This window comes from uncultured Aquimarina sp. (assembly GCF_947496855.1).
Taxonomy (GTDB): domain Bacteria; phylum Bacteroidota; class Bacteroidia; order Flavobacteriales; family Flavobacteriaceae; genus Aquimarina.
Genome location: NZ_CANMED010000007.1, coordinates 65,664 through 87,359, shown reverse-complemented (window position 1 = coordinate 87,359; position 21,696 = coordinate 65,664). Strand labels below are relative to the sequence as shown.

21 protein-coding genes are annotated in these 21,696 nt (G+C 33.1%); 1 reads left to right on the top strand and 20 read right to left on the bottom strand.

From position 1 onward, the window contains the following. Nucleotides 1-89 precede the first annotated feature (89 nt). The 5 genes from Q0921_RS19900 to Q0921_RS19880 all read right to left on the bottom strand — a co-directional run bounded on the left by Q0921_RS19900 (nucleotide 90) and on the right by Q0921_RS19880 (nucleotide 4,891). Nucleotides 90-665 (bottom strand): RNA polymerase sigma factor, encoded by a 576-nt coding sequence (locus tag Q0921_RS19900; RefSeq protein ID WP_299260027.1) that lies wholly within the window; start codon nucleotides 663-665, stop codon nucleotides 90-92. 562 nt (nucleotides 666-1,227) lie between these two features. Further along, nucleotides 1,228-1,893 carry a response regulator gene (locus Q0921_RS19895; RefSeq protein ID WP_299260025.1) on the bottom strand — a complete coding sequence of 222 codons (666 nt, stop codon included), beginning with the start codon at nucleotides 1,891-1,893 and terminating at the stop codon, nucleotides 1,228-1,230. Between the two features lie 12 nt (nucleotides 1,894-1,905). Next, nucleotides 1,906-3,885 carry a tetratricopeptide repeat-containing sensor histidine kinase gene (locus tag Q0921_RS19890; RefSeq protein WP_299260023.1) on the bottom strand — a complete coding sequence of 660 codons (1,980 nt, stop codon included), beginning with the start codon at nucleotides 3,883-3,885 and terminating at the stop codon, nucleotides 1,906-1,908. 113 nt (nucleotides 3,886-3,998) lie between these two features. Further along, a complete protein-coding gene (locus Q0921_RS19885) occupies nucleotides 3,999-4,151 on the bottom strand; it encodes a hypothetical protein (protein WP_299260021.1) in 153 nt (50 codons plus the stop codon). Between the two features lie 509 nt (nucleotides 4,152-4,660). Beyond that, entirely contained in the window at nucleotides 4,661-4,891 is a 231-nt protein-coding gene (locus Q0921_RS19880) for a hypothetical protein (RefSeq protein ID WP_299260019.1), read from the bottom strand. A gap of 164 nt (nucleotides 4,892-5,055) precedes the next feature. On the opposite strand from Q0921_RS19880, the gene Q0921_RS19875 reads away from it, so the two are divergent. Continuing rightward, the gene (locus Q0921_RS19875) at nucleotides 5,056-6,066 is read left to right on the top strand and encodes a WYL domain-containing protein (RefSeq protein ID WP_299260017.1); all 1,011 of its coding nucleotides are present in this window, start codon (nucleotides 5,056-5,058) and stop codon (nucleotides 6,064-6,066) included. A gap of 4 nt (nucleotides 6,067-6,070) precedes the next feature. Here Q0921_RS19875 and Q0921_RS19870 read toward each other — a convergent pair whose 3' ends face one another. The 15 genes from Q0921_RS19870 to Q0921_RS19800 form a co-directional block, all read right to left on the bottom strand. Next, entirely contained in the window at nucleotides 6,071-6,733 is a 663-nt protein-coding gene (locus Q0921_RS19870) for a Pycsar system effector family protein (RefSeq protein WP_299260015.1), read from the bottom strand. A gap of 13 nt (nucleotides 6,734-6,746) precedes the next feature. Then, nucleotides 6,747-7,988, bottom strand: coding sequence for a sodium:proton antiporter (locus Q0921_RS19865; protein ID WP_299260013.1), 1,242 nt, complete (start codon nucleotides 7,986-7,988; stop codon nucleotides 6,747-6,749). Between the two features lie 2 nt (nucleotides 7,989-7,990). Further along, the gene (locus tag Q0921_RS19860) at nucleotides 7,991-8,644 is read right to left on the bottom strand and encodes a potassium channel family protein (RefSeq protein ID WP_299260011.1); all 654 of its coding nucleotides are present in this window, start codon (nucleotides 8,642-8,644) and stop codon (nucleotides 7,991-7,993) included. A gap of 15 nt (nucleotides 8,645-8,659) precedes the next feature. After that, entirely contained in the window at nucleotides 8,660-8,836 is a 177-nt protein-coding gene (locus Q0921_RS19855) for a hypothetical protein (RefSeq protein ID WP_299260009.1), read from the bottom strand. Nucleotides 8,837-8,875: 39 nt separating this feature from the next. Then, nucleotides 8,876-9,043, bottom strand: a complete 168-nt coding sequence (locus tag Q0921_RS19850; protein ID WP_299260007.1) for a hypothetical protein — start codon at nucleotides 9,041-9,043, stop codon at nucleotides 8,876-8,878. A gap of 14 nt (nucleotides 9,044-9,057) precedes the next feature. Beyond that, nucleotides 9,058-11,013: a thiamine pyrophosphate-dependent enzyme gene (locus Q0921_RS19845; RefSeq protein WP_299260005.1), complete on the bottom strand. Its 1,956-nt coding sequence runs from the start codon at nucleotides 11,011-11,013 to the stop codon at nucleotides 9,058-9,060. A gap of 18 nt (nucleotides 11,014-11,031) precedes the next feature. Continuing rightward, a complete protein-coding gene (locus Q0921_RS19840) occupies nucleotides 11,032-11,415 on the bottom strand; it encodes a DUF2721 domain-containing protein (RefSeq protein WP_299260003.1) in 384 nt (127 codons plus the stop codon). A 5-nt stretch (nucleotides 11,416-11,420) separates the two neighbouring features. Next, on the bottom strand, nucleotides 11,421-12,167 hold the full coding sequence (locus Q0921_RS19835; RefSeq protein WP_299260001.1) for a hypothetical protein: 747 nt from the start codon (nucleotides 12,165-12,167) through the stop codon (nucleotides 11,421-11,423). A gap of 39 nt (nucleotides 12,168-12,206) precedes the next feature. Then, the gene (locus tag Q0921_RS19830) at nucleotides 12,207-12,743 is read right to left on the bottom strand and encodes an outer membrane beta-barrel protein (protein ID WP_299259999.1); all 537 of its coding nucleotides are present in this window, start codon (nucleotides 12,741-12,743) and stop codon (nucleotides 12,207-12,209) included. After that, entirely contained in the window at nucleotides 12,727-14,337 is a 1,611-nt protein-coding gene (locus tag Q0921_RS19825; protein ID WP_299259996.1) for a glutamate synthase-related protein, read from the bottom strand. The genes Q0921_RS19830 and Q0921_RS19825 overlap by 17 nt, the downstream gene beginning before the upstream one ends. A gap of 123 nt (nucleotides 14,338-14,460) precedes the next feature. After that, nucleotides 14,461-17,988, bottom strand: a complete 3,528-nt coding sequence (locus Q0921_RS19820; protein ID WP_299259994.1) for a metallophosphatase — start codon at nucleotides 17,986-17,988, stop codon at nucleotides 14,461-14,463. Nucleotides 17,989-18,007: 19 nt separating this feature from the next. After that, the gene (locus Q0921_RS19815; protein WP_299259992.1) at nucleotides 18,008-18,388 is read right to left on the bottom strand and encodes a hypothetical protein; all 381 of its coding nucleotides are present in this window, start codon (nucleotides 18,386-18,388) and stop codon (nucleotides 18,008-18,010) included. Continuing rightward, entirely contained in the window at nucleotides 18,385-20,040 is a 1,656-nt protein-coding gene (locus Q0921_RS19810; protein ID WP_299259990.1) for a CRTAC1 family protein, read from the bottom strand. The genes Q0921_RS19815 and Q0921_RS19810 overlap by 4 nt, the downstream gene beginning before the upstream one ends. Beyond that, complete coding sequence (locus tag Q0921_RS19805; protein ID WP_299259988.1) at nucleotides 20,037-20,705, bottom strand: DUF6796 family protein; 669 nt, start codon at nucleotides 20,703-20,705, stop codon at nucleotides 20,037-20,039. The genes Q0921_RS19810 and Q0921_RS19805 overlap by 4 nt, the downstream gene beginning before the upstream one ends. 163 nt (nucleotides 20,706-20,868) lie before the next feature. Continuing rightward, on the bottom strand, nucleotides 20,869-21,471 hold the full coding sequence (locus Q0921_RS19800; RefSeq protein WP_299259986.1) for a Crp/Fnr family transcriptional regulator: 603 nt from the start codon (nucleotides 21,469-21,471) through the stop codon (nucleotides 20,869-20,871). Nucleotides 21,472-21,696: the final 225 nt, after the last annotated feature.

The following is a 21,696-nucleotide window of genomic DNA, read 5'->3' as shown; positions in this document are numbered from 1 at the left end:
GCTAGCGGATACTTTTTGAATACTAAAAAACCAGGCGGAACCTGGTTTTTTAGTATTAGAATAAACGATTTTAAATTAAATAAGTCTTTCTATGCGGTGATTCTCAATTCATCATATAACGGATCTTTTTCGATCATTGTTAATAGTTGTTTTTTGACATCAAATTTCTTTTTTCGTGTATAGCCCTCAGTATAGCCAGTTATTTTCGAAATTTCTTTAGCAGATTTTCCTTCAAAATATAGAAGCATTAAATTTTTATTGTCATTACTTAATTTCTGGAAATGTTTTCGATATAGATGCTCACGTTCTTTGTTTTCGATTTCGGTGGTAATATAATCTACTACTATTTCTTTATTTATTATGAGATCATCATCACTAGTAGTTTTTTGTTTTTTCCGCAATCGGCTTCTCCAAGTATTTTTACAAATTCCATAAAAATATGTTTTTACGGGTACGTGTATTTCTAAAGCACCTGATTTTAGCTTTTGATATAGTACGACTAACGCATCCTGAAAAATATCTTCTACATCCTGCATAGTTCCATCATTTCTAAGAATATATCCCTGAATATATCTTATGTTATCCCGATAAAAAACTTTTAATATCCGTTCATCCCCTTTTATGATACCGGATATTATTGCTTGATCTGTATTCGTTTTTCCCATTACTTTTTTTGTTTATACCGTTTGTTTTTTGACTAGAATACTTAAATAGAATCTTGCTTTTTTTTGATGGTACAAACATAAATTTACTAGAGCAGATGTCCTTACAGATTTCCGTAATCGGAGTAGATTTTTATTTAAAAGTTAGGTTTATTGAATTATTGTAGGGTACAAATCTCGATGATGTTAGTTCTTAAATTCGAGGTGGATTAATATTTTAATAAAATCAGTTATTGATTATTAAACTGTCAGGTCGAGCGGAGTCGAGACCTATCGAGCTAACTAATAAACAACCTCTCGATTCCGCTCGAGGTGACAGGAGAAAAATTGTACTTCGACCCGCTCAGCAGAACTATCGAAATTAGGCTTTAGCTAGGAAATTCACTTGTCTTCGATACAATTTTTTATCAAAAATCACTCTGACTGACGTAAATTTTCTTACATCGGACTCAGGTTTCAAAGGGGAGAATTTCTAGCTTTGAAGGTTAGGATGAGGGTTTTTCATTGCAATCACCCTCACCTGGAGAGGAAACGATACTTTCTATTGAATTAGGGAAGGCATACTTTATAACAACCCCAAATCCTTTACGATCGCCACTAAATGGGTAGTGTTTTTGGCTTTAAAATCATCAAAAAGTTTGCTTACTCTTTTGTCAATTGTACTTTCGCTATTAGGAGAGATTTTTTGTTTTTTTAATTTCTGTACAATTTCTTTTTTTGTAAAACCGTCTGCAAGTTCTTCTAGTAACATAATGTCGAAATCATCTAGGTTGATGATGTTATCCGTATTTTCATTCGTTACTTCTGTGGGCAGTACTGTATCTCCTTTATACACTCCCTGTATACAGTTTACTAAATCTTTTATCGCATGTTGGCCTTTGCATACAAAACCGTTTATATTGAGTTTTTGGAATAACATATTAATCTTATCAGGTCGACTTTCTTGAGAATATACGATTATGTTGATATCAGGTTGTATGTTTCGGATATCCTGAATGAGTTCTATACCAGAAGTTCTGGTTTGCACTTTGTGATCTTCTTTAAAAGAAAGATCGGTAATTAGCAATTCAAATGGTTCTTTATCCTGATGCGCTTTTCTAAATTTTAAATAGGCATCATCACAATATTGAGCTTCGTGAATGTTATAAATTCCAACTTCATCATTCAGTACTTTTACAATACCTTGATTGGCGATTTCATAGTCTTCTGCTACCAATACTTTTGTAAACATATTTGATCCTTTTTAACACGGGATTTTAATCTCCGCTTTAAAGCCTTTGTCTTTTTCTGAGTCAAAGATAATAGTTCCGTTAATAGCTTGAATACGCTTTTCCGTATTGCGGAGTCCATTTTTTGATTTTATAGCTTCTTTTTGGATGCCCACACCGTTGTCAGAATACTTTATGATTAATTTCTTTTTTTCGTTTTTGAACACAATCGCCACTATATCTGCCTGGCTATGCTTTTGCATATTGGTCATTAGTTCTTGTAAGACTCTATAGATGGTAATTTTTAGATTTTTATCTACAGTATCCCAACTAATTTTCTCAATACCTCTTAGTACGAGTCTAATATTGTTTTGGGTGTAATTGGTTAACATATCAGTTAACTCTTCTAAGTAGGTTTCATCCACTTCGAACTCACTATTTTCTCTAGAGATATCTCTAGCTTTGGTATAGGCAGTATTGAGTTTTTTGGTAATCTGTGGATCGTGTGGATCGTTTTGATATTGCATCATTACCTGAAAAATATCGTTACCAATTTCATCATGTAATCGTTTAGAAATCCGAGTCTCTGTTTCATAGGCTGTCTGGAATTCTACAATTTTATTTTGTTGCGCCAGATATTTAGTTCGCTGTCTTGAAAAGAAAATGATAAACCCAATAAATGTAACTAATAGCAGCATCCCAAGAAGGTAAATAGTGTTTTGGTTTTGGACTTCTATTATTTTTTCATTTTTCTGCTCATTTTCTTTTTCTAGATTTTCACTTTCGAAACGTATTCTTGCGAATTTATCTCTGAAAAGATTATCTCTTTTGTTTAAACTATCACTTAGCTTGATATATTTCATGGCATATTGCCGACCTTCTTCTGGAGGAGATACTTGGGCTAATAAATCGTAGGCTTGAAGGAGTTCTACATTTTCATTATTAGTAGTGGCAGCTTCTTTAGCCTTTTCAGCAAATTCTTTTGATAAATTATTGTCATCTTTTGATTGGTAATATTCCGCTAGATGTAGGTTACTGGTAGAAAGACCAACCACGTCTTTTATGCTATCTCTTATTTTATAAGCTTTGTTGAATAAATATAAAGCACTATCACTAGTTTTATCATTCAAAAATTTTACATACCCTAAATTATCTAATAATCGAGCATACCTTTTGGGCCGACTACTTAAGAAGTCTTTGTATGATAAGGCTTTATTATAATATTCTATTGCCTTGTTATATTTTTTTTGAGATTTATAGGTTGTACCAATATTGTTATATGTAATCGTTTTATAAAGAGTATCGTTAGCGGTGTTTTTTGCATATTCTTTTGCCTTAAGATGATAAACAATAGCATCATCATATTGTTTTGATTGTTTAGCTATTACACCTAAATTGCTGTAGCATAAGGGTATATATTTCAAATTTCTAGATAATTCGAATTTTTTTATTGCTTTTATGGATAAATCTTCACTTTCGCTATAATTCTTTACTTTTCGGGATAATTTAGCTAAATCAATTAAAATTTTGCCTTGGAAATAAGCATATTGGACAGGTTTATATTTGCTTCCTTTATTAAAAGAAATGTACATTTTATTGGCTTTATAAAAATAGTAATATGTGCTATCTAATATTTGCTTCTTCCTAAAATAGATCCCTAAATTAGAATAAGCCTCAGCAATACCTAAAGAATCGTTTATGGAAATTGATAAATCCAATACTTTTTTATTCATTTCCTTATAAATCTCATAATCTTTTAAATCGTAATACTCCAAATAAATATTACTAAATTTGTTGATTTTAAATGAATTTTCGGGTAATTTATTTGCTAAATCATATGCCTTTTTTAGGTGTTTTTTTCTTTCTTTAATGGTTTTATCTTTAGAACTTTGAATATATAAATCGATTAGATCAGTTGTAGATATGTCATCCTTAAAAACTTCTTTCTCTTTACTACAATTGATGAAAATGCATAAAATATATACCAATAAAGTTTTCAACCTTAAAATCTTCATATAAATATTAATTTGATAACTAATGTAAATAATATATTGATTATTAAAAGAAAATATAAGAAGGGTTTATTTAAAACAAACCCTTCCTGAGATACCAGGTAATTACAAAATAACTATTTACCGGGATCTACTTCCTCATCTTCATCTTCGGTTAGTTGAAGGCTAGTTGTCTCAACTCCAACTTCTTCGTTAACAGAAGGAGGATCGCAAGAGACTAGGTTAAGACCTAATAAGACGGCTACTAGTAAAAATTTTAAAGTTTTCATGTTGTTAGTTGTTTGATATTCCAATTGTTGGGGTACGCCCATAGGTTGCAACCCCAGCTGGTATGTGCCCACATACCTAATACCTATGGGAAATGATCGGTTAGTTCGGGAAAGTGAATCCTCGTACAGTCGCTATACCTTACTTTCCCTTTTTTGGGTAGTAGCGAGCTGCACTTCGGCAGGCTCAGCGTAAAAACACTTCGACAGGCTCAGTGTAAAAACACTTGAGATTGGTTTTGTCTACGGCTACGATTAGACTGATTGTTTAGCTCAGACTGATATAGATCGGTGGACAAAACGAGTTTTGTAACCTTTTTTTAATAAGCTTCATAGAAATGTATACCTGGATACGTTCGATATATGGATTTTGAATTCTGACAATAGGCGATTGAAAAAGAAGCATCCCTCTATATCTCCCTTCAAAGGGAGACCCCTTTAAAGCCCCTTCCTTTGAAGGAAGGGTTGGGGATAGATGTTTTCCAAACCGACGTATTGAAAGTTTACAAAACCTAAACTATATGCGAAGTATAGCTGTCAATTACTAGCACTTCACGAATGTTCATACTAATTAAATTCAGCGCTTTTTCCAGCTCTGTAGTACCAATTGTATTTGGCATTTTTCTTGGAGTAGTATTAACAACCGAAGTATGTAATCCTATTCCGTCGAAGCCTGCAAATGCATCGGCTAACAGATAATTTCTGATCTCCTGCTTCTTTTTAGAAAATTGATTAAACTTCATTGTAGTATTTTTTAGTTGTTAATTAAATGATACACAATGCAAAAATTTGCAAGGCGTATTCGAAATCTTTATTTGTTTATTATTTATAGTACAAATGTCTGGAGTCGGTACGCATTCTTTTTGCGTAGTTAAAATTATTTATTACTTTTTACAAAATTTTTAAAATGGCTTCTAATAAAAATGCATTAATCCGATATAAAACCATTGATCAATGCTTGCGTAATAAATTTAAAGAGTGGGTTTTAGACGATCTTATTGAAGCATGTTCTGATGCATTATATGAATACGAAGGAAAAGATGTGTATGTTAGTAAAAGAACAGTGCAGCTGGATATCCAGATGATGCGTAGTGATAAATTAGGATATAATGCACCAATCGAAGTATATCAGCGTAAATATTATCGGTATGCAGAAGAGGATTATAGTATTATGAATATCCCAGTGACGGATCATGATATAAAGATCATGAATGAATCCATACAGATATTAAGACAGTTTAAAGATTTTTCGCTGTTTAAAGAAATGAATGGTGTTATAGAGCGATTAGAGGATTCTGTTTACGCAACTCAGAAAGATAATATCCCTATTATTCATCTAGAAAAAAATGAACAATTAAAGGGGTTAGTGCATATTGATACTTTGTATCATGCGATACAAAATAAACAGGTGTTAAGGATTGCGTATAAATCATTTAAGGCAAGAGATGAAACAGAGATTACTATTCATCCTCAGTTATTAAAAGAATTTAATAACCGTTGGTTTTTACTAGCTATAGGGCATAAACGGAAGCTACTGACTACTTTTGCATTGGATAGAATCGTTAGTATTCATAATTCTGAGGAAAGCATTACGTATATAGATCGGCATATTGATGGTGATGTGTATTATAAAGATGTAGTAGGGGTAACGGTTTCAGAAAATGTAGAGCCAGAGTTGATATTATTTAGAGTAGATAGTCAGAATGCACCATATGTTGTTACCAAACCATTTCATAAGTCGCAAGAGACTGTATCACAAGATGAGCGAAGTGCTACTTTTAGTATTACAGTTCAAATGAATTTTGAGCTGGAACGATTGATTCTTGGTTTTGGCGATAGTATAGAAGTATTACAACCGGAACGATTACGTTCCAGAATTCATAGAAAATTAAAAAGAGCTCTGAAAAGGTATGAATAATTTTTTATCTAAAATACCCTCCAAAAAGTAGATGGCACAACATAAATGCAATTACTGATAGTATAATCCCTATAAGGAAAACATTAAAAGATTTACGTAGCAATTTAAATTTTCGGTCAATTGTTTTCCCGAGATGAAAGGTATCTTTGGCAATAGTTTTATATAATTCATCTCCTTGATTCATCAAGTCTGTTAATCCTTTAACATAGGTTTCTTCTTTCATATCGTGGAAATTACCATAAAACATTAGGTTGTTAGATTCGCGTGCACCATGTTTTAATTCTGGTCTAGTTGCTATTACTGCATATGTAATAGAAGCCAGATTAGTAAACAGGATTAGCATAGCTGGATAAATAAGATGAGGGTCTCTATCTAATTGATCCAAAACGGTCCCCAATACAATAGAAAGAATCAATGCATTAATAGAAATCAAGATATTTGATTTCCTATCGATCATAGAGTTTAGTGTATATTGATTTTTAGAAAGTAACCTAAACAATGTTTCGACACCTCGTTCAGAACGCGGTTCTAACTTGGACAGTTTCTTCTTTAAAGCTTTTAGCTCATCTTTATCTACCTGTAACTCTTCCATGAGATGCTTATCCTGCAGTTTCTCTAGCTGTTTAATTTGCTTCCTATCTGTTATTGCTTGATTGATGTCTTTCATTTGTTGAATATGATTATGAGTATAGTTTTTTTACTAATTTTCCAATACTTAATCCTTGCACAATGATTGAAAAGAATACAACTACATAGGTGATGTACAATATAACTTCAGAAGAAGGATTGTCTGCTAGACTTAATGCTAAAGCCAGTGAAATCCCACCTCGTAAACCTCCCCAAGTTAATATAGTTACCGTTTTTAGAGGACTCATTTCCGAATGTTTGAGAAGAGAATACGGTATGAGTACTGAAATAAATCTAGAAAAAAGAACAATAAAGATTGCAATAATTCCTAAGGTTAAATGTCCTGTATCAAATTTTAATAAGTGAATTGCTAAGCCAATTAGGACAAATAGAATACCATTAAAAACATCATCTAGTACTTCCCATATATCATTGATCAGTTTTCTTGTAGCTCCTTGATTGGATGCCACATTTAATTTGTTACCGATGATCATACCAGCAACTACCATAGCTAACGGTCCCGATACATGTATCAGAGATGCTAATGAATATCCGCCCATTACTATTGCCAGACTGATCATCACTGATAATTGTGGGTTTTCTTTAACGGATTTTATACTTTGATACCCAATAAACCCTAAAAGTACTCCATAGACGATTCCGCCAATTGCTTCTTCCAGAAATAATTTACCGATTTCGGCACCTACAGAACCCTCTCCGTGATGTTCTCCCATTCCTGTGAGAATTAGTATTCCAGAAAACACAACAACTCCAATACCATCATTGAACAAGGATTCTCCTTCAATTTTGATCCCTAGGCTTTTAGCAATATTTGCCTTTTTTAGAATGGCCATCACTGCAATCGGATCTGTAGGTGATATTAATGCTCCAAAAAGTAACGCATCCAAAAAAGGTAGCTCTATATTAATTAATTGTGCAGCTCCATACGTAAGTCCACCTACAATCCCTGTAGAAATCAAAACTCCTAATGTGGCAAATAAGATAATGGGCCATTTTTCTTTATTCAGTTCATCAATATTTACATGAAGTGCTCCTGCAAATAAAAGGAAGCTTAAAATACCATCTAATAACAAGCTTCTAAAATCAGAATTAGCAACAATATCACAAAAGAACTGATAGAAATCAGGCGCTATACTTTTGCTTAAAGTAATGATTACGACGGTGACTAAGCTCATTAGCATGAGTGCAATCGTAGCAGGCATTTTTAACCATTTATAGTTTACGAAACTAAAAAAGGCAGCAATGGAAAAAATAATACTGAAGGACTGTAGCATGGTTATTTAGATTTTACATTAATGTATTTTCCAACAAAGACTGCAATAACAATGGCCAAATAAAACTGACCAATAATATTCATTACTAAGGTGATGGATTGTGCTTGTGGAGTAAGAGGAGTAATATCACCATATCCAACTGTAGTAATACTTATAAAACTAAAGTAATAAAAGATATATCCCGAATAATCTCCTCTTAGATGAAATGACCCAGGATCGATAAAATGAATGGTTTCAAAAAGGATTCCACCAATGATACCTAAATAGATGAATCCTAAAATAGGACCAAGAATAAACTGAAGGTTTATTTTATCTATTTTTTTTAATTGTTGTAATAATAAAAAGCAGAAGTATGAAAATAAAAGAAATGAGGATACTAAACGAAATACTTTTATCAGCTGCATATCGGGTTTAGAAAATTCTAACCAAATAAATACCAATGCTATGAAACCTAATATATGAGTTCTGATTCTTGTTTTAGTATCAGAGGCAATTAACGAACTTGCAAGAATTACAAGTGTATAATTAAGGACCACTGCATGAGCGGGATACATTTTAGATAGTGTAGCGTGAATCGGAGTCAAGAGAAAATTAAACACACTGATAAGTGCTATTAAGTACTTATAGGTGTTTAATATTTCTAGTGTTTTTTTCATGAATACTGAGAATAGTTATAAATTCATTTTTTCATATGCTTTATCAGCAAGGTACATTTTCGTGGCAGGATCTTTTACCCATTGCCTTTTGGCGTCAATAATTCCAAAAAATAATCGAGTAAAAAAGTATAGCTTACCATCTCTTATTTCCCAACTTTTAGGGCTTGGGTTTACCTGTTTATCTTCAGACATGGCAATGGCACAGAAGCCACCGTATTGCGGTGCAAAAGACTATGGGGATTCTTCAAACCTTTTCTTGTTATCTTCCGTTGAAAAATAATAGGTTGCTTCATTATAATAAGAACTAATAGTGTTTTTTCCTTTTTTAGGCCTTTTATCGAAAAATGACACTATATCATATTCTTGAGCAGCTATTTCGTCGTTTAAATTTTGAATCATTTGTTAAATTTTAATTATATAAGGTTTACGTCTGTAATTATTTCGAGTAATGCTGGGCCATCATGGTCTCTTAGTTTTTCTAATGCAGGAATTAGGTCTTCTTTTTTAGTCACTTTAATCCCTAAGGCGCCACAGTTTTCTGCATATTTCGCAAAACTTACGTTGTGCAGTGATGTTTGCCATACATCTACTTCTGCAGCTTTTTGTTCTTTAGAAATTTTTCCTAATTCCGAGTTGTTTAACAATACGTGTTTGATATTCATATTGTATTTAACCAACGTCATCATTTCACCTAAATATTGACCAAAACCGCCATCACCGGATACAGACCAGATTGGTCTTTCTTTTCCTTGTGCAGCCCAAGCTCCCATAGCAGCTGGTAACGAAAATCCTATAGACCCTAGATATCCTGACATTAAAATAGATTGGTTTTTAGGCTCGAAATAACGTCCGAATGAGTAGGTGTTGTTTCCAACATCTACTGCGATTACAGCATTTTCTGGAGTGACTTTATTCATCGCCTCGAATACTGCGATAGAGCTGATCCCTTTATCACTTTGATCCTTTAACCTATTTGCTTTTTCTTGTTTCCAGATATCCCATCGTTCTGCAATCTCAGGTCTTCTATCTATGGTATTGATGTTGTTTTCTGTTTGTTCTTCTATCAGCGATAATGTTTCTGAGATTTCTCCCCATAACGCTGCATCTACTTTATGAAACTTACTCAATGCTGTTGGGTCATAATCCACCTGTATTATAGGCTTCTTAGGAGTAATCCCAGTATGGTTAGAAAAAGAAGCTCCAAATACAATCAATAAATCACTTTCATTCATAAACCAAGATGCAATAGGAGTCCCACTACGACCTAATACACCACATCCTAATTCGTGATTATCTGCAATAAGACCTTTTCCTTTGAAGGTAGTAATGACTGGGCATTTTAATTTATCTGCAAAAGCAGTAATGGCTTTCATATGAAATCTTGCTCCATGACCTACGATAATAGCTGGTTTCTTTGATTCCGAAATCATCGAAACTGCTTTAGCAACCATTTGTTTTGGAGGAGAAATATTCATTGGAGTTATCCTTCCTTCAGGGGTTTGTGCTTGTTCACCTACTGTTTTTGGCATAAATGCTACTTCATCAGGAAACGTAATATGTGATACATTTCTATTTAGTAAAGCACTTTTGACAGCTAAACTCATTAATTCACTATGTTTTGAGTTTTGCTGTACTGCATGATTAAAATCTGCCACGGTCTGGAATGCTTTCACTAAATCTACTTCCTGAAACGCTCCAGTTCCCATCACTTGCGTATTTACTTGTCCAGAAAAAGCTAGTAATGGAGCTCTATCTACTTTAGCATCCCACATACCTGTGAACATATTGGTAGAACCAGGTCCTGCAATACCAAAGCATACTGCTGGTTTACCCATTAATTTTCCATAAGCTGATGCAGCAAATGCTGCGGCTCCTTCATGACGAATCCCGAAATACTGTAGTTTCCCTTGTTCTTCTAATCGCATCATAGCATCCGCAACACCAAGATTAGAGTGGCCTACCATTCCAAAAACGGTATCAACACCCCAATTAACCATAGTTTGTATCATGACATCAGAAATAGTGTCCTCATGTTTAGGCTCTTCAGGAATACCAACTAAGATAGCATCTCCATCTTCTTTTACTTCAAAAGTAGTAACACCGTCATCATAACCTCCTGGCGGTAATCCGGTACAAGGATCAAAATCCCATCCGTGCCATGGACAGCGCAATAAACCATTTTCTATAGAACCTTCCCCTAGAGGACCTCCTTGATGTGGACATCTATTATCCAAAGCAGAGAATTTACCTTTATAATGAGTGAGACAAACACCTTGGTGACCAGCGGTCACGGTCTGTACTCTTCCTTCGGGAAGTCTGTCTTTGTTATCGAGCACTTTATACCAAACAGTTTCTTTTTTTGAAGTCATGATTATTTTTTTAAGATGTTAGCATTTATTGAGATATTGATCTTGTCGGATTTTTACTGCCCTAAATGAATATAAAATGAGGGCTATTAAACCTAATAAGGCGCTGATAATACCAGCGATAGTAATATATATTGTAGCATTAAAATGGGTTTCGATACTCTTATAAATTCCGGAAACTAAAGCAGAAATTACAAAACTAGCAACCGCAACATATAAAAAAACCATCGCACTGTTTAGTAGCTTAAGTTGTCTTAGTTTTCGTTCAATTAGTTTTTCTTTTATTGGATCTTCAGTAATTAATGTTTTAATTTCTGTACTTAGATTAACTAAAAGATTAGAGGTTGATAATATCAACAGTCCAATACCTGGTATGATAGTCGCTGGAAGATACCAATGCTCCATGATTTTTAGTTTTTATATGTAGAAAGAGCTTCTTCGAAAAAAGTAACTCCATTGTTTTTATGCACACCAGAAACAGATAGAATAGCACCTTTAAAGCCTTCATTTTTCCATTCTCCAAGAGATAGCAATTTAAAGTTTGCGGTATCTACACTATCGTGACCTTGGTAGGCACTTATATAAAAGTAATATTCATTGTGAGCTTCATCAGGAATTGCTAAACCTAATCCGATAGAAAGACCAGCTTCGTCTTCTAAAGGGGCAAAAGCTCCAGTGTCAAAATGATGAGGCCATATTCTGATCTCAGAATCTAGTTTATTACGGTCTAAAAACTCCCTTATGATTTCGTATGCCAGTACTCTATGTTTTTTTAATTGATGAAGTGCTGAAGCATCTTGTAACTTGAATACATAGTCATCGCTAATTTGATAAGGTAGTTCATAGTGAATGTCATAAGAATATGGAACAGTGATATCACTATTCTTAGCCATTCGATTAATCCATTGTACAACTTCTGCATGAGTGGTTCCGTCTAATCGTAATGTACTTTTAGAACTGGAGTCATTCCATTCTAATGTAAAAAGATCATAACTAAGAGAAAGAATAATTGGTTTATTATCTAATTCCCTTGTATAAAGTGTCCCTTTTTCTACTGAGAATCCAAGATTTGTATGACTATCATCGTCTTTTTTATCTACAAAACTTATCCCAGCAGCAGCAAGATATTGAGCTGCTAAGTGCATTTGAGCTGTCATAATATTGGTTTTATTAGTTTATGTTGTTTTATTAAAAAATTAATCACCTGTGTTTTCTTTATGTTTGGATAAAGTAAATATGACTCCAACTGTTATGAATTCATCATTTAGTTTTCCTGTAACACCTTTATACTCCGCAAAAGCAAATAAATCACCTACTTTATAATGAGCTCCAAATCCATAGTTCCATCCAAAAGATTCGTCTTTCTCACTTTCATCAGTTCGCTCAATTAATCGTTCTTTCTCAATTGTATAATTGACTCCTGAAAGAGGGTATATCCCAATTTTATGAGACAATTCTACGATATAGTGCGCGTTAAAATTTAGATCCGTAATCGTTAGTTCATAATCACTATTAATTTCCTGATAAGGAAAAAACGTAGCTTCTGGGCCAAAACAGATTTTTTCATTTACACCATAAAATAATCTTGCGTTAACTCCAATGATTCCTTCTTCTAATTCTACCGAAGGACCGAATCCAGCCATTAGTTCTTGTTGCGCATTACTAGTATTATGGATTAATAATAATCCAAGATATAGTAACAATTGTTTTGTATGACTAGAGTACGCCTGCATAGTTAATACCAGTTAATTTATGCATATCTCGATCAAAAGTTGATAAATCATCATGATTGAATTTTGAAACATCATCGTATCCACAGGCTCTTGCAACTACTTTAATAAGATCATTAGTTGCATCAAAATAGTTATGTAATTGCTTTGCCGAAGATTCTATAATCAATCTGCTTCTTAAAGATTCTTTTTGCGTTGCGATACCTACTGGACAATTGTTGCTTCCACAGGCACGCATCCCTAAACAACCGATGGCTTGTAATGCTGAATTAGATACTGCGATAGCATCTGCACCAAGCATCATTGCTTTTGCAAAATCTTCTGCTATTCTTAATCCTCCGGTGATAATTAAGGTAACATCTGTAGCGCCTACTTTATCAAGGTATTTCCTAGCTCTAGCTAAAGCAGGTATGGTTGGCACATTAATGTTGTCTCGCAAAATGGTAGGAGCAGAACCAGTTCCTCCTCCACGACCATCTAGAATGATATAATCTACACCAACATCCAGCGCAAACTGAATATCTTTTTCGATATGACTGGCTGCAATTTTAAAACCAATTGGTATTCCACCAGTTCGTTCACGTACTTGTTTTGCAAAGTCTTTGAAATCTTTTACACCGTGAAAATCAGGAAAAGTTGCGGGAGAAATAGCAGTTTCTCCTTGCTTTAAACCTCTAACTTCTGCAATTTCTTTACTTACCTTACTTCCTGGTAAGTGACCACCTGTACCGGTTTTTGCTCCTTGTCCTCCTTTAAAATGAAAGGCTTGTACTTTATCCAATTTATCCCAAGAAAAACCAAACTGGGCTGATGCCAATTCATAAAAATACTTGGTGTTGTTTTCTTGTTCCTGTGGTAACATACCACCTTCTCCGGAACAAATTCCGGTTCCAGCCATTTCGGCACCTCTGGATAAGGCAATTTTAGCTTCTCTAGATAAAGCTCCAAAACTCATATCACTAACAAATAAAGGAATATCTAGATGTAAAGGTTTCTTTGCTTTAGAACCAATCACGACTTTGGTAGCTACTACTTCATGATCTAATAAAGGTCTACTAGCTAATTGAGCAGGCAAAAACTGAATATCATTCCATTTAGGTAATGTATTTCTATCTACACCCATAGAGGCAGAAAAGCCATGATGCCCCAGGTTTTTTAATCCATTTTTCGCCAATTCTTTTATGTATCCAGTATATGGTTCTGTTTCTTCTGGATGTGTATCTGCATAGGCTCCTAAATATTCATCTCTATTAAATGGTTGAGGTTGATCAATAAGATAATTGTCAATTTCAGATTGATCTACATATAAAGTATCTTCATCGATTTTAGTACTAAATTTGTGTAGCACCTCTTCATTGTTATATTCAGAAACACCCGTGTCAACTCTATAATCCCAACCGTGAACACCACAGATTAGATTATGTCCATCTATATGCCCATCGGCCATTAATGCACCTCTATGTAGGCATCTTCCATATAGTACGGATATTTCTTCATCAAACTTTACGATAACTAAGTCCAATCCATTTACTAAAGCATGAGCGGGTTCTTTGTTTTCTAAATTACTGATCTTTGCAATTGCTACTGGTTTTTTCATATGTTGTCTTAATTTTTTTATGTTAGTTACTTAAAGTTTATTTAGTAATTGATCCAAACAATTAATTATGTTATTTGGTCATATAAAGTTTTAACAGAACTTTCATTAAATGCTAATAATCGCCTAAAAAGCAAATCCAAGAACAAATGCTATTCTTCCACCATCAGAACTTGCGTAATACCCTAAATTAGCGGTAAAAGAATCTAGTCCACTAATCCAAAAAGATCCTCCTACACTATTGTGCCATTTATCAGAATTATCGTTTTCTAACCAGACTCTACCATAATCAAATCCTCCTGTTAGTCCATATTTAAGAGGAATAAAACTTGTCTTAAATTTACCAAGTTTTAATCGTAAATCAGTATTTTGATATAAAGAATATTTACCAACAAAACGTTCATTTCTAAAACCTCGTAACCCTTTTACGCCTCCAATCTGTGCGCCATGATAAAATTCGAAATCATCACCTAAAAGCACTTCTCCTCCGATTTCTGTAGCAAATACTAGGTTTCCTTTTTTATTTAATTTATGGTTAATATCAATTTTAGGTTCTATATAGCCAAAACTATTATCACTTCCATCGATAGCTGTTTTATAACCCGCGGTAAGCCCTACCTCCATCCCCAATGTTGGAAAAGCGATGTCATTTTTGTTCTTGAAACTGTAGGTTACTTCTGCACCTGCATAGGTTTGCTGATCAAAAATATCATTAGTTATAGATATATTATTAACAAAACGGCCATTTGTGTTTTCCAATTCGAAGGATTCTATTAAAGGCTTAAATTGAAAATATCCTCCATCTCTTCCTCTCCAAATTAGAGAAATTGCGGCGTTCCATTTTCTAAGTCTAACTCGATTAAAATCTAAATCAACAGCATCTCTGTCATAATCTGTTTCATTACCAAAACCAAAGAAGTTTTGAGCAAAACTTGGACTCGTATATAAACCTTCTATACCAAAATTCCAATTATGAAAAATATGAGAAAATTCACCTTTATAAGATACATCAAATCCTCCTGAACCTGTATAGAAAGATGCACTAATAGAATGTTTTTGGGTAAATGGATTTCTTTGTAATCCATAATAAGTGAAATTGTCTAATACACCAACTCGTAGTCCATCATCGGGATTAAACGCTATTAATGGAAGTATTTGATTAAAGGAGTATTTTCTTTTTTTGTAATCATAATTATTAGTATCATAATCATCTACCAACCATTTTTTAGAACGTTTATTTACAATGGTGTTATTTTTATTTTTATAATCATATAATTTTATTTTCTTAGTGTTTTTAAAGTTGTATGTATCGTTTTTCTTACCACCAATTGCTTTTATATTAATTAGGTTATCACCTTTTCCTTCCACATTAAAAGTATCGTTACCATCTAATCCATATAACCAAATTTCTTTAGTTTCTTCTTTATTGAATGTTCTGTTCAAAATACCAATATCTTTTCTTTGTATTTCTATATTGGTCTGGCCATTGGGGAGTCTTTTTATAGTGAAAATATCATCTTTTAAAGTACCAGCAATTACTTCAAAATTGTTTAAATGTTTATAGTATTCCTGAGCAATATCAACAATATTGGATCTTCGTCCTTTCAGTTTATTTTTGATATCATTGATGGTTTCGCCTTTCATTTCTTCAGGAACATTTTCGAAAGCGTTTTCGATTACTTCATCGGTAAGGCTTTTCTGAATATAAGTGGCTTGTTTTTTCCATTTTGACCAATCAGAACCATTGATAAAAGTCATATCTAATGGGTAAGGGGTTTGACTAAACCATTTAGGGCTGCGTAATTGATCATCATATGATTGCATTTTTCGTAATCCAGGTATAGCATGAGTTAGGAAGGTAACAATGGTCCCATCAAAGACGGAGAATGCTTGATCCCTATCTCGGGGAATAGGCTTACAGATTTCTGTACCATCTTCTTTCTCAAATAAAGCCCATCTCCATTGATCGGGATGTCTATCCCAGTCACCAATTAGCATGTCAAATAATCGTGCTCGAATGTATGAGGGTTCGTCAACAAAAGATTTACCAGTTTTATGTACTTCTTGTAATACATCATTAGAACTTAGAATTTTTTTAGGTTTTCCAAAAGATGCAAGATCACTATGACTAGATTCTGCACGTTCTTCTACCAGATATAATTCATCTCCGAAACCATTATTGAACTCTCTTAGGGCTGCTTGTTTTGGAATATAATATAGGCTTGGATTAGTGTGAAATACATCAACAGCATCTGATAGTGTACCGATTGCAAAAGGAGTATAAGGATGTGCGGTTGTATAGAAATCTAATAAAAATCGATCTGCATAACTGTCTTGTAGATCTTCTTCTACATATTTATCAAGAAATGCTGTAGATTGAATGAATTTTGTAGCACTTTTCCTTAATGCGCGCATTACATATTGTTTACCATTTTTATCTACTAATCTAAGTGAATTAGATTGATGTCCTCCTCCTTTTCTAATAGGCGTCAAACCTCCTTTAAGAGTATCTAAAAATGCAACTTTGGCTTCTACCGGTTTACTATAATACTTTCTGTAATGTTGTCCCCATAATCCTTTATATAATTTACTTCTTTTAGTTTCATCAGTGCTATAGACGGATGCACTCTGAGTGGCAGAAAAGCTATTTTCAGGTTTTAGCTTATATGAAGTTTCTACTTTTTCGTTACTTAATACTGTTGCATTAAATAAGGAGGATATATTCCCATTTTCTAAAGAATAATAATGAACTTTAGCTGTTCCATCTGCATAGATGTCCAGTTTAGCGTATCCTTTTTTAGTACTCGCAAAATCTCCTTCGAGCGCATTTTTAACACGTTCTGTTTTTCCAATAGCACCACTTATGATTTGTGGGACTCCATATTTATTTATGTATTGTAGATTTTCACCCTTTCCGGATACGAAAATTATGTTTTCATTCTGTCGCGCCATCGTAGTAATTCTGTTTCTAAAATTACGATACTGCTTGTTCTGAAAATCTTGGGTAGATGTTCCAGCTGTATTTGCTAATAAACCTTGCTTAGAATAAGTGTGTATTGGATGATGAATGGCTACGATCTTAATTTTATCCTGAGATTTTTTTAATATGCTTTCTAATTCTAGAAAGAATAGTGTTCTATTTTTTATATCACATTCTTCATTAAGATAGATATGATCATTCCAGTTTTCTAAATACCATTGGGAATCAATAGTAATTAAAACTACATTTTCGCTAATTTCTTTTTTCTTTATTGGACATCCATCATCTGGATAGAATTTGGCGTTACTATTTTTTTGGATATATTTTTCTAATTTCCTGATGCTTTTATTACCTCTTTTAATCCAATCATTAGCACCAGGAATATAAATAGTGTGCTTATCAAAAGTAGCTAAAGTTTCTAATTGGGTTTTTAATTGTCGTTCTGAACTTTCATTTGTAAAACCATCTTCTGATGCTGCATTTCCTAGAATAAGTAACTTAGCGTTAGAAGTTCTTTGAGCTTCTGTAATAATTGTAGACAAATTGTTTAAACTCTTCGTATTACCAGTGTTCGAGGTTAAAAAAATAGAGGTTTCTATTTCTTGGCTAGATGTTATTAGTGTGCATAATACAGTACACAATAACCAAATGTTTTTTGTTAGTTTAATTTGCATGATATAAGTTTTAATACAATCAATTTTCTGAAGAAATAATCTTCAGTTGATATGTTTTTAATACTATAAGCCCCGTAAAAAGTAATAATGAATAATAGCACATCGGTGTTCCTCCTCCGGTTTTAGGACATTCACCATTGCCTGTGAATTGCATAATTGACGCAATTGCTGCAATCACGGTAGCTAATCCGGTAAAGAAGAAATACGATCTGTTATATTTTCCTAAGATGTGTGAAATCAATGGGATTATAAAACAGATTAAAATAATAACACAAGCTGGAATTAGCCATATTTTTGGACATCCATTACCTGTTTGTATTTCTTCTATGACTAAACTTCCTGCGCCCAGAATACCGATCGCAAAAAGCATTGCTAGCACTATTTTGAAAACTTTTTTCATTCTTCTATGTTTGAAATAGAATCATTTGTTACTTTCTGTAATTCTCGTTCTTTGTTAATATCTACAATACTATTGATTTTGGGGTTTTCTAATTCGAATGTAGAACCATTAGTATAATTTACTGTAATTTTATGAATAGAGGAATCTGTCCCTAATCCAAAATTTAATAAAGCAGTTTGATCACTTGCTAACCCTTCTCCAGAAACCAGCCAATCTGTTAGTTTTTTAGTGTCTGTTTCTATAGTAACTTTTGCTCCTTGGGATTCTGCATTATCTTTTAAATCTATTTGTATATAATTATTGGTTCCTCCTTGATTAATATAGGCTAATGATGGTGTGTCTATATTTGTCCATACCATATCTAAATATCCATCTTGATTAAAATCACTCACTAAAGATGTAATACCGAAGTGAGGATTGACGACACCACTTTCTTCTTCAGTAGGAACAAAAGTGTGATCTTCTTTCTGAATAAGAAACCTGCCTGGTAATCTAAATAATTTATTGGGAGCAAGGTCTACATAGTTCTCGGCTACCATTAGATCTTGTAACCCATCATTGTTCATATCAGCAAATGTGCAACCCCAGGAAAATTCATAATCAGCAATTTTGGCTTCTGCAGCAGCATCAGTAAACTTAAAGTTTCCTTCGTTTTTAAATAATATCCACTTTTCATTAAATAGAGAAGCATCTTTGATATCTCCTTTAGCCAAAAAACGAGGTAGCGTACTTCCAGTATTAGAAAACATAAAATCTACTAACCCATCATTGTTGTAATCACCAACTGCTAATCCCATTGGATATGCGAATTTTTTGGTTAATGGATTCTCTTTCATTGTGAAGGTAAGATCACCATTATTTTTGTAAGTTCTGGCTTCTCCTGTGTCGTGAACAACTACCAAATCTAACCAGGAATCATTATCAATATCAACTAAGACTCCTTGGAATGTATTATGAACATAGTCTAACCCAGCTTGTTTGGTGATACTTTTAAAAGTATTATCTCCATTGTTTAGCAACAATTCGCTAGTAGATCCATAGTCATAATCTTCAAAAATAGTTTGACCTTCCATTAATTCTTTTTTTAAATATGTCGCTAAGAATATATCTAAATCTCCATCTTTATCTATATCTCCCACAGTTATACCTGCTGGATTTGACTTTTCGTTTATAGGAGTATTGATCGTTTTAGCAGTAAATTTACCTTCAGTATTGTAATACAGATGTAGCCCATCTTCACGTCCGATTAATAAATCAGTATAACCGTTGTTGTCAAAATCAGCAGAAACTACACCTACAGTTGTAGTAGTGGTAACTTTATCAGGTAAATTAGTTTCTGAAGAGATATTTATAAACTTGTTATCTCTATAGGCAAAAATTGCATCTTCTTGATTCATTCCTCCACCAAAAAATAGTTCGTCCACATTATCGTTATTAATGTCTATTAATGCAGATGGAGCAATTGGCAATGATTTTTCTCCATTATATTGATGTGTAAAATCAAGTGCTATCTGTTTAAACGTAGGGATCTGATCAGCATCAATAGATACATCGTATTTATCAGAAACAGCATCTCTCCAGAAGAATCCAAGCACTAGGATAATAAGAAGGAGAACTAAAATTCCTAAAATTTTTAAAATCTTTTTAATCATGAGTTAGTTTTTTGTTTGTTAAGCTGATATAGTGAGAGTGCGAAAAGAATAAAATGAGTCACATTCATAGCAATTGGAGCTAAGTGTTTACTTAATGGTTTCGCCCAAAAAAGTGTAGAGAAAACGAATAAGAGGATTATGATTGGATTAAAAATTGCCATCCATTTTTTATAATAAGTTCCTCCTTTTAGAATGGTCATCACGAATACGATAGAAAGTAATGCGATAACAATTCTTAATACCTGCACCAATATTTCCATATGATTGGTATAGTGATCAAGAAGTATTTGATATGTATTTGGATCAATAGATTCTTTAAGATGAATGATGTTTCCGATAGAAGCTCTGGATCCAATCCATATTCCTCCTACAGCAAAAGCTATAAACCCTATTCCAAGTGTAATACGAGCTAAGGTTTCACTACCAGGTTTTAGCATTTGATATATGTGAAGATACCCTGCAAAATAAAAAGGTAATCCAATTACTGCTAAGAAATGACCAGTAGTCATGTTTTCTAAAGGAACAAATTTGAAAAACTCATAGTTCTCTGCGTGGCCTAAAATATTTTCCGAATAATGTAAAAGATGTTCTCCTAAGCCTACAAGAATAGAAGCTAACAAGCCTAGGTACCCTAGGATTTTGGTGGTTTTCATTGTTGTGTTCATTAGTTAGTTTTTATTTTGACGAAAAATTGTAACAGAACTTTCAATAGTAAATATGATAGGATGAATGTGGTTATTCTTTCAGTTATTGTTATTGTCCATTCTTTAGGAGTTAACCCTTGTTTTGATATTGCTTTTAATTTATACCATATGTTAGCGATAAAAATCATGATAGTTTTTGTTCCTTATGTATTGATATATATTGAGAATTATAATCTATGATTTTGTTTTTTCTGAGAGTACTCATTGCATTACTAACTGTTTGCCTACTTGTATTAGTTAGATGAGCAATGTCTTTATGAGATAATAAGTTTTTAGCAATGATTCTGTCGTTATTGGACTTTCCAAAATCAAGTATATAATCTAAAATGAATTCTTTAATTCTAGTGCCGCTATCTTTATATAATAAATCCTGTAGTCTTCGTTCTAATTTTTTGATTCTAAGACCATATACTTTGAAGATTTCATTTTTTAATGATTCATGTTGATTCATGAGATCGGTCATTTGGTTGGCTTCAATAGAGCATATTACGCAATCGTCTAAAGCTACTGCCTGTTGTTCGGTAGCAGCTTCTTGATCATAAAGAACAAGTTCTCCAAAAATATTTCCTTTGTTTACAATGTATTTTGCAATATCGCTATCTTTATTAACGATTTTTACGGTACCGTTTTTTAAGAAATATACCTTTTCTTTGTTTTCACTGATAAGTTCAATGACCTCACCTTTATTAACATATTTCATTTCTAATATTTCGCAGATATGCATCATATTGTTTCGGCCTATTTTGTTAAAAAGATTGAATCCTTCCAGAACCCAGAATTTAGTTAGAGGTAGCAAATAGTTTTGTGTTTACGTTAGTGTCCCAAAAATAAAGAGTCTCGTAGGATTCTACCGGTAAATAATTTACCATACTTACTTCACGCGACAAGTCACTTGTTTTTTATTATGAATTGCAGTATGATTTTTAACTTTTTGTAGTATTAATAGTAAGCT

Coding starts and splice junctions, on each gene's coding strand:
- Q0921_RS19900 (WP_299260027.1), bottom strand. CDS start 665: ATGGGAAAAACGAATACAGATCAAGCAATAATATCCGGTATCATAAAA.
- Q0921_RS19895 (WP_299260025.1), bottom strand. CDS start 1,893: ATGTTTACAAAAGTATTGGTAGCAGAAGACTATGAAATCGCCAATCAA.
- Q0921_RS19890 (WP_299260023.1), bottom strand. CDS start 3,885: ATGAAGATTTTAAGGTTGAAAACTTTATTGGTATATATTTTATGCATT.
- Q0921_RS19885 (WP_299260021.1), bottom strand. CDS start 4,151: ATGAAAACTTTAAAATTTTTACTAGTAGCCGTCTTATTAGGTCTTAAC.
- Q0921_RS19880 (WP_299260019.1), bottom strand. CDS start 4,891: ATGAAGTTTAATCAATTTTCTAAAAAGAAGCAGGAGATCAGAAATTAT.
- Q0921_RS19875 (WP_299260017.1), top strand. CDS start 5,056: ATGGCTTCTAATAAAAATGCATTAATCCGATATAAAACCATTGATCAA.
- Q0921_RS19870 (WP_299260015.1), bottom strand. CDS start 6,733: ATGAAAGACATCAATCAAGCAATAACAGATAGGAAGCAAATTAAACAG.
- Q0921_RS19865 (WP_299260013.1), bottom strand. CDS start 7,988: ATGCTACAGTCCTTCAGTATTATTTTTTCCATTGCTGCCTTTTTTAGT.
- Q0921_RS19860 (WP_299260011.1), bottom strand. CDS start 8,644: ATGAAAAAAACACTAGAAATATTAAACACCTATAAGTACTTAATAGCA.
- Q0921_RS19855 (WP_299260009.1), bottom strand. CDS start 8,836: ATGTCTGAAGATAAACAGGTAAACCCAAGCCCTAAAAGTTGGGAAATA.
- Q0921_RS19850 (WP_299260007.1), bottom strand. CDS start 9,043: ATGATTCAAAATTTAAACGACGAAATAGCTGCTCAAGAATATGATATA.
- Q0921_RS19845 (WP_299260005.1), bottom strand. CDS start 11,013: ATGACTTCAAAAAAAGAAACTGTTTGGTATAAAGTGCTCGATAACAAA.
- Q0921_RS19840 (WP_299260003.1), bottom strand. CDS start 11,415: ATGGAGCATTGGTATCTTCCAGCGACTATCATACCAGGTATTGGACTG.
- Q0921_RS19835 (WP_299260001.1), bottom strand. CDS start 12,167: ATGACAGCTCAAATGCACTTAGCAGCTCAATATCTTGCTGCTGCTGGG.
- Q0921_RS19830 (WP_299259999.1), bottom strand. CDS start 12,743: ATGCAGGCGTACTCTAGTCATACAAAACAATTGTTACTATATCTTGGA.
- Q0921_RS19825 (WP_299259996.1), bottom strand. CDS start 14,337: ATGAAAAAACCAGTAGCAATTGCAAAGATCAGTAATTTAGAAAACAAA.
- Q0921_RS19820 (WP_299259994.1), bottom strand. CDS start 17,988: ATGCAAATTAAACTAACAAAAAACATTTGGTTATTGTGTACTGTATTA.
- Q0921_RS19815 (WP_299259992.1), bottom strand. CDS start 18,388: ATGAAAAAAGTTTTCAAAATAGTGCTAGCAATGCTTTTTGCGATCGGT.
- Q0921_RS19810 (WP_299259990.1), bottom strand. CDS start 20,040: ATGATTAAAAAGATTTTAAAAATTTTAGGAATTTTAGTTCTCCTTCTT.
- Q0921_RS19805 (WP_299259988.1), bottom strand. CDS start 20,705: ATGAACACAACAATGAAAACCACCAAAATCCTAGGGTACCTAGGCTTG.
- Q0921_RS19800 (WP_299259986.1), bottom strand. CDS start 21,471: ATGATGCATATCTGCGAAATATTAGAAATGAAATATGTTAATAAAGGT.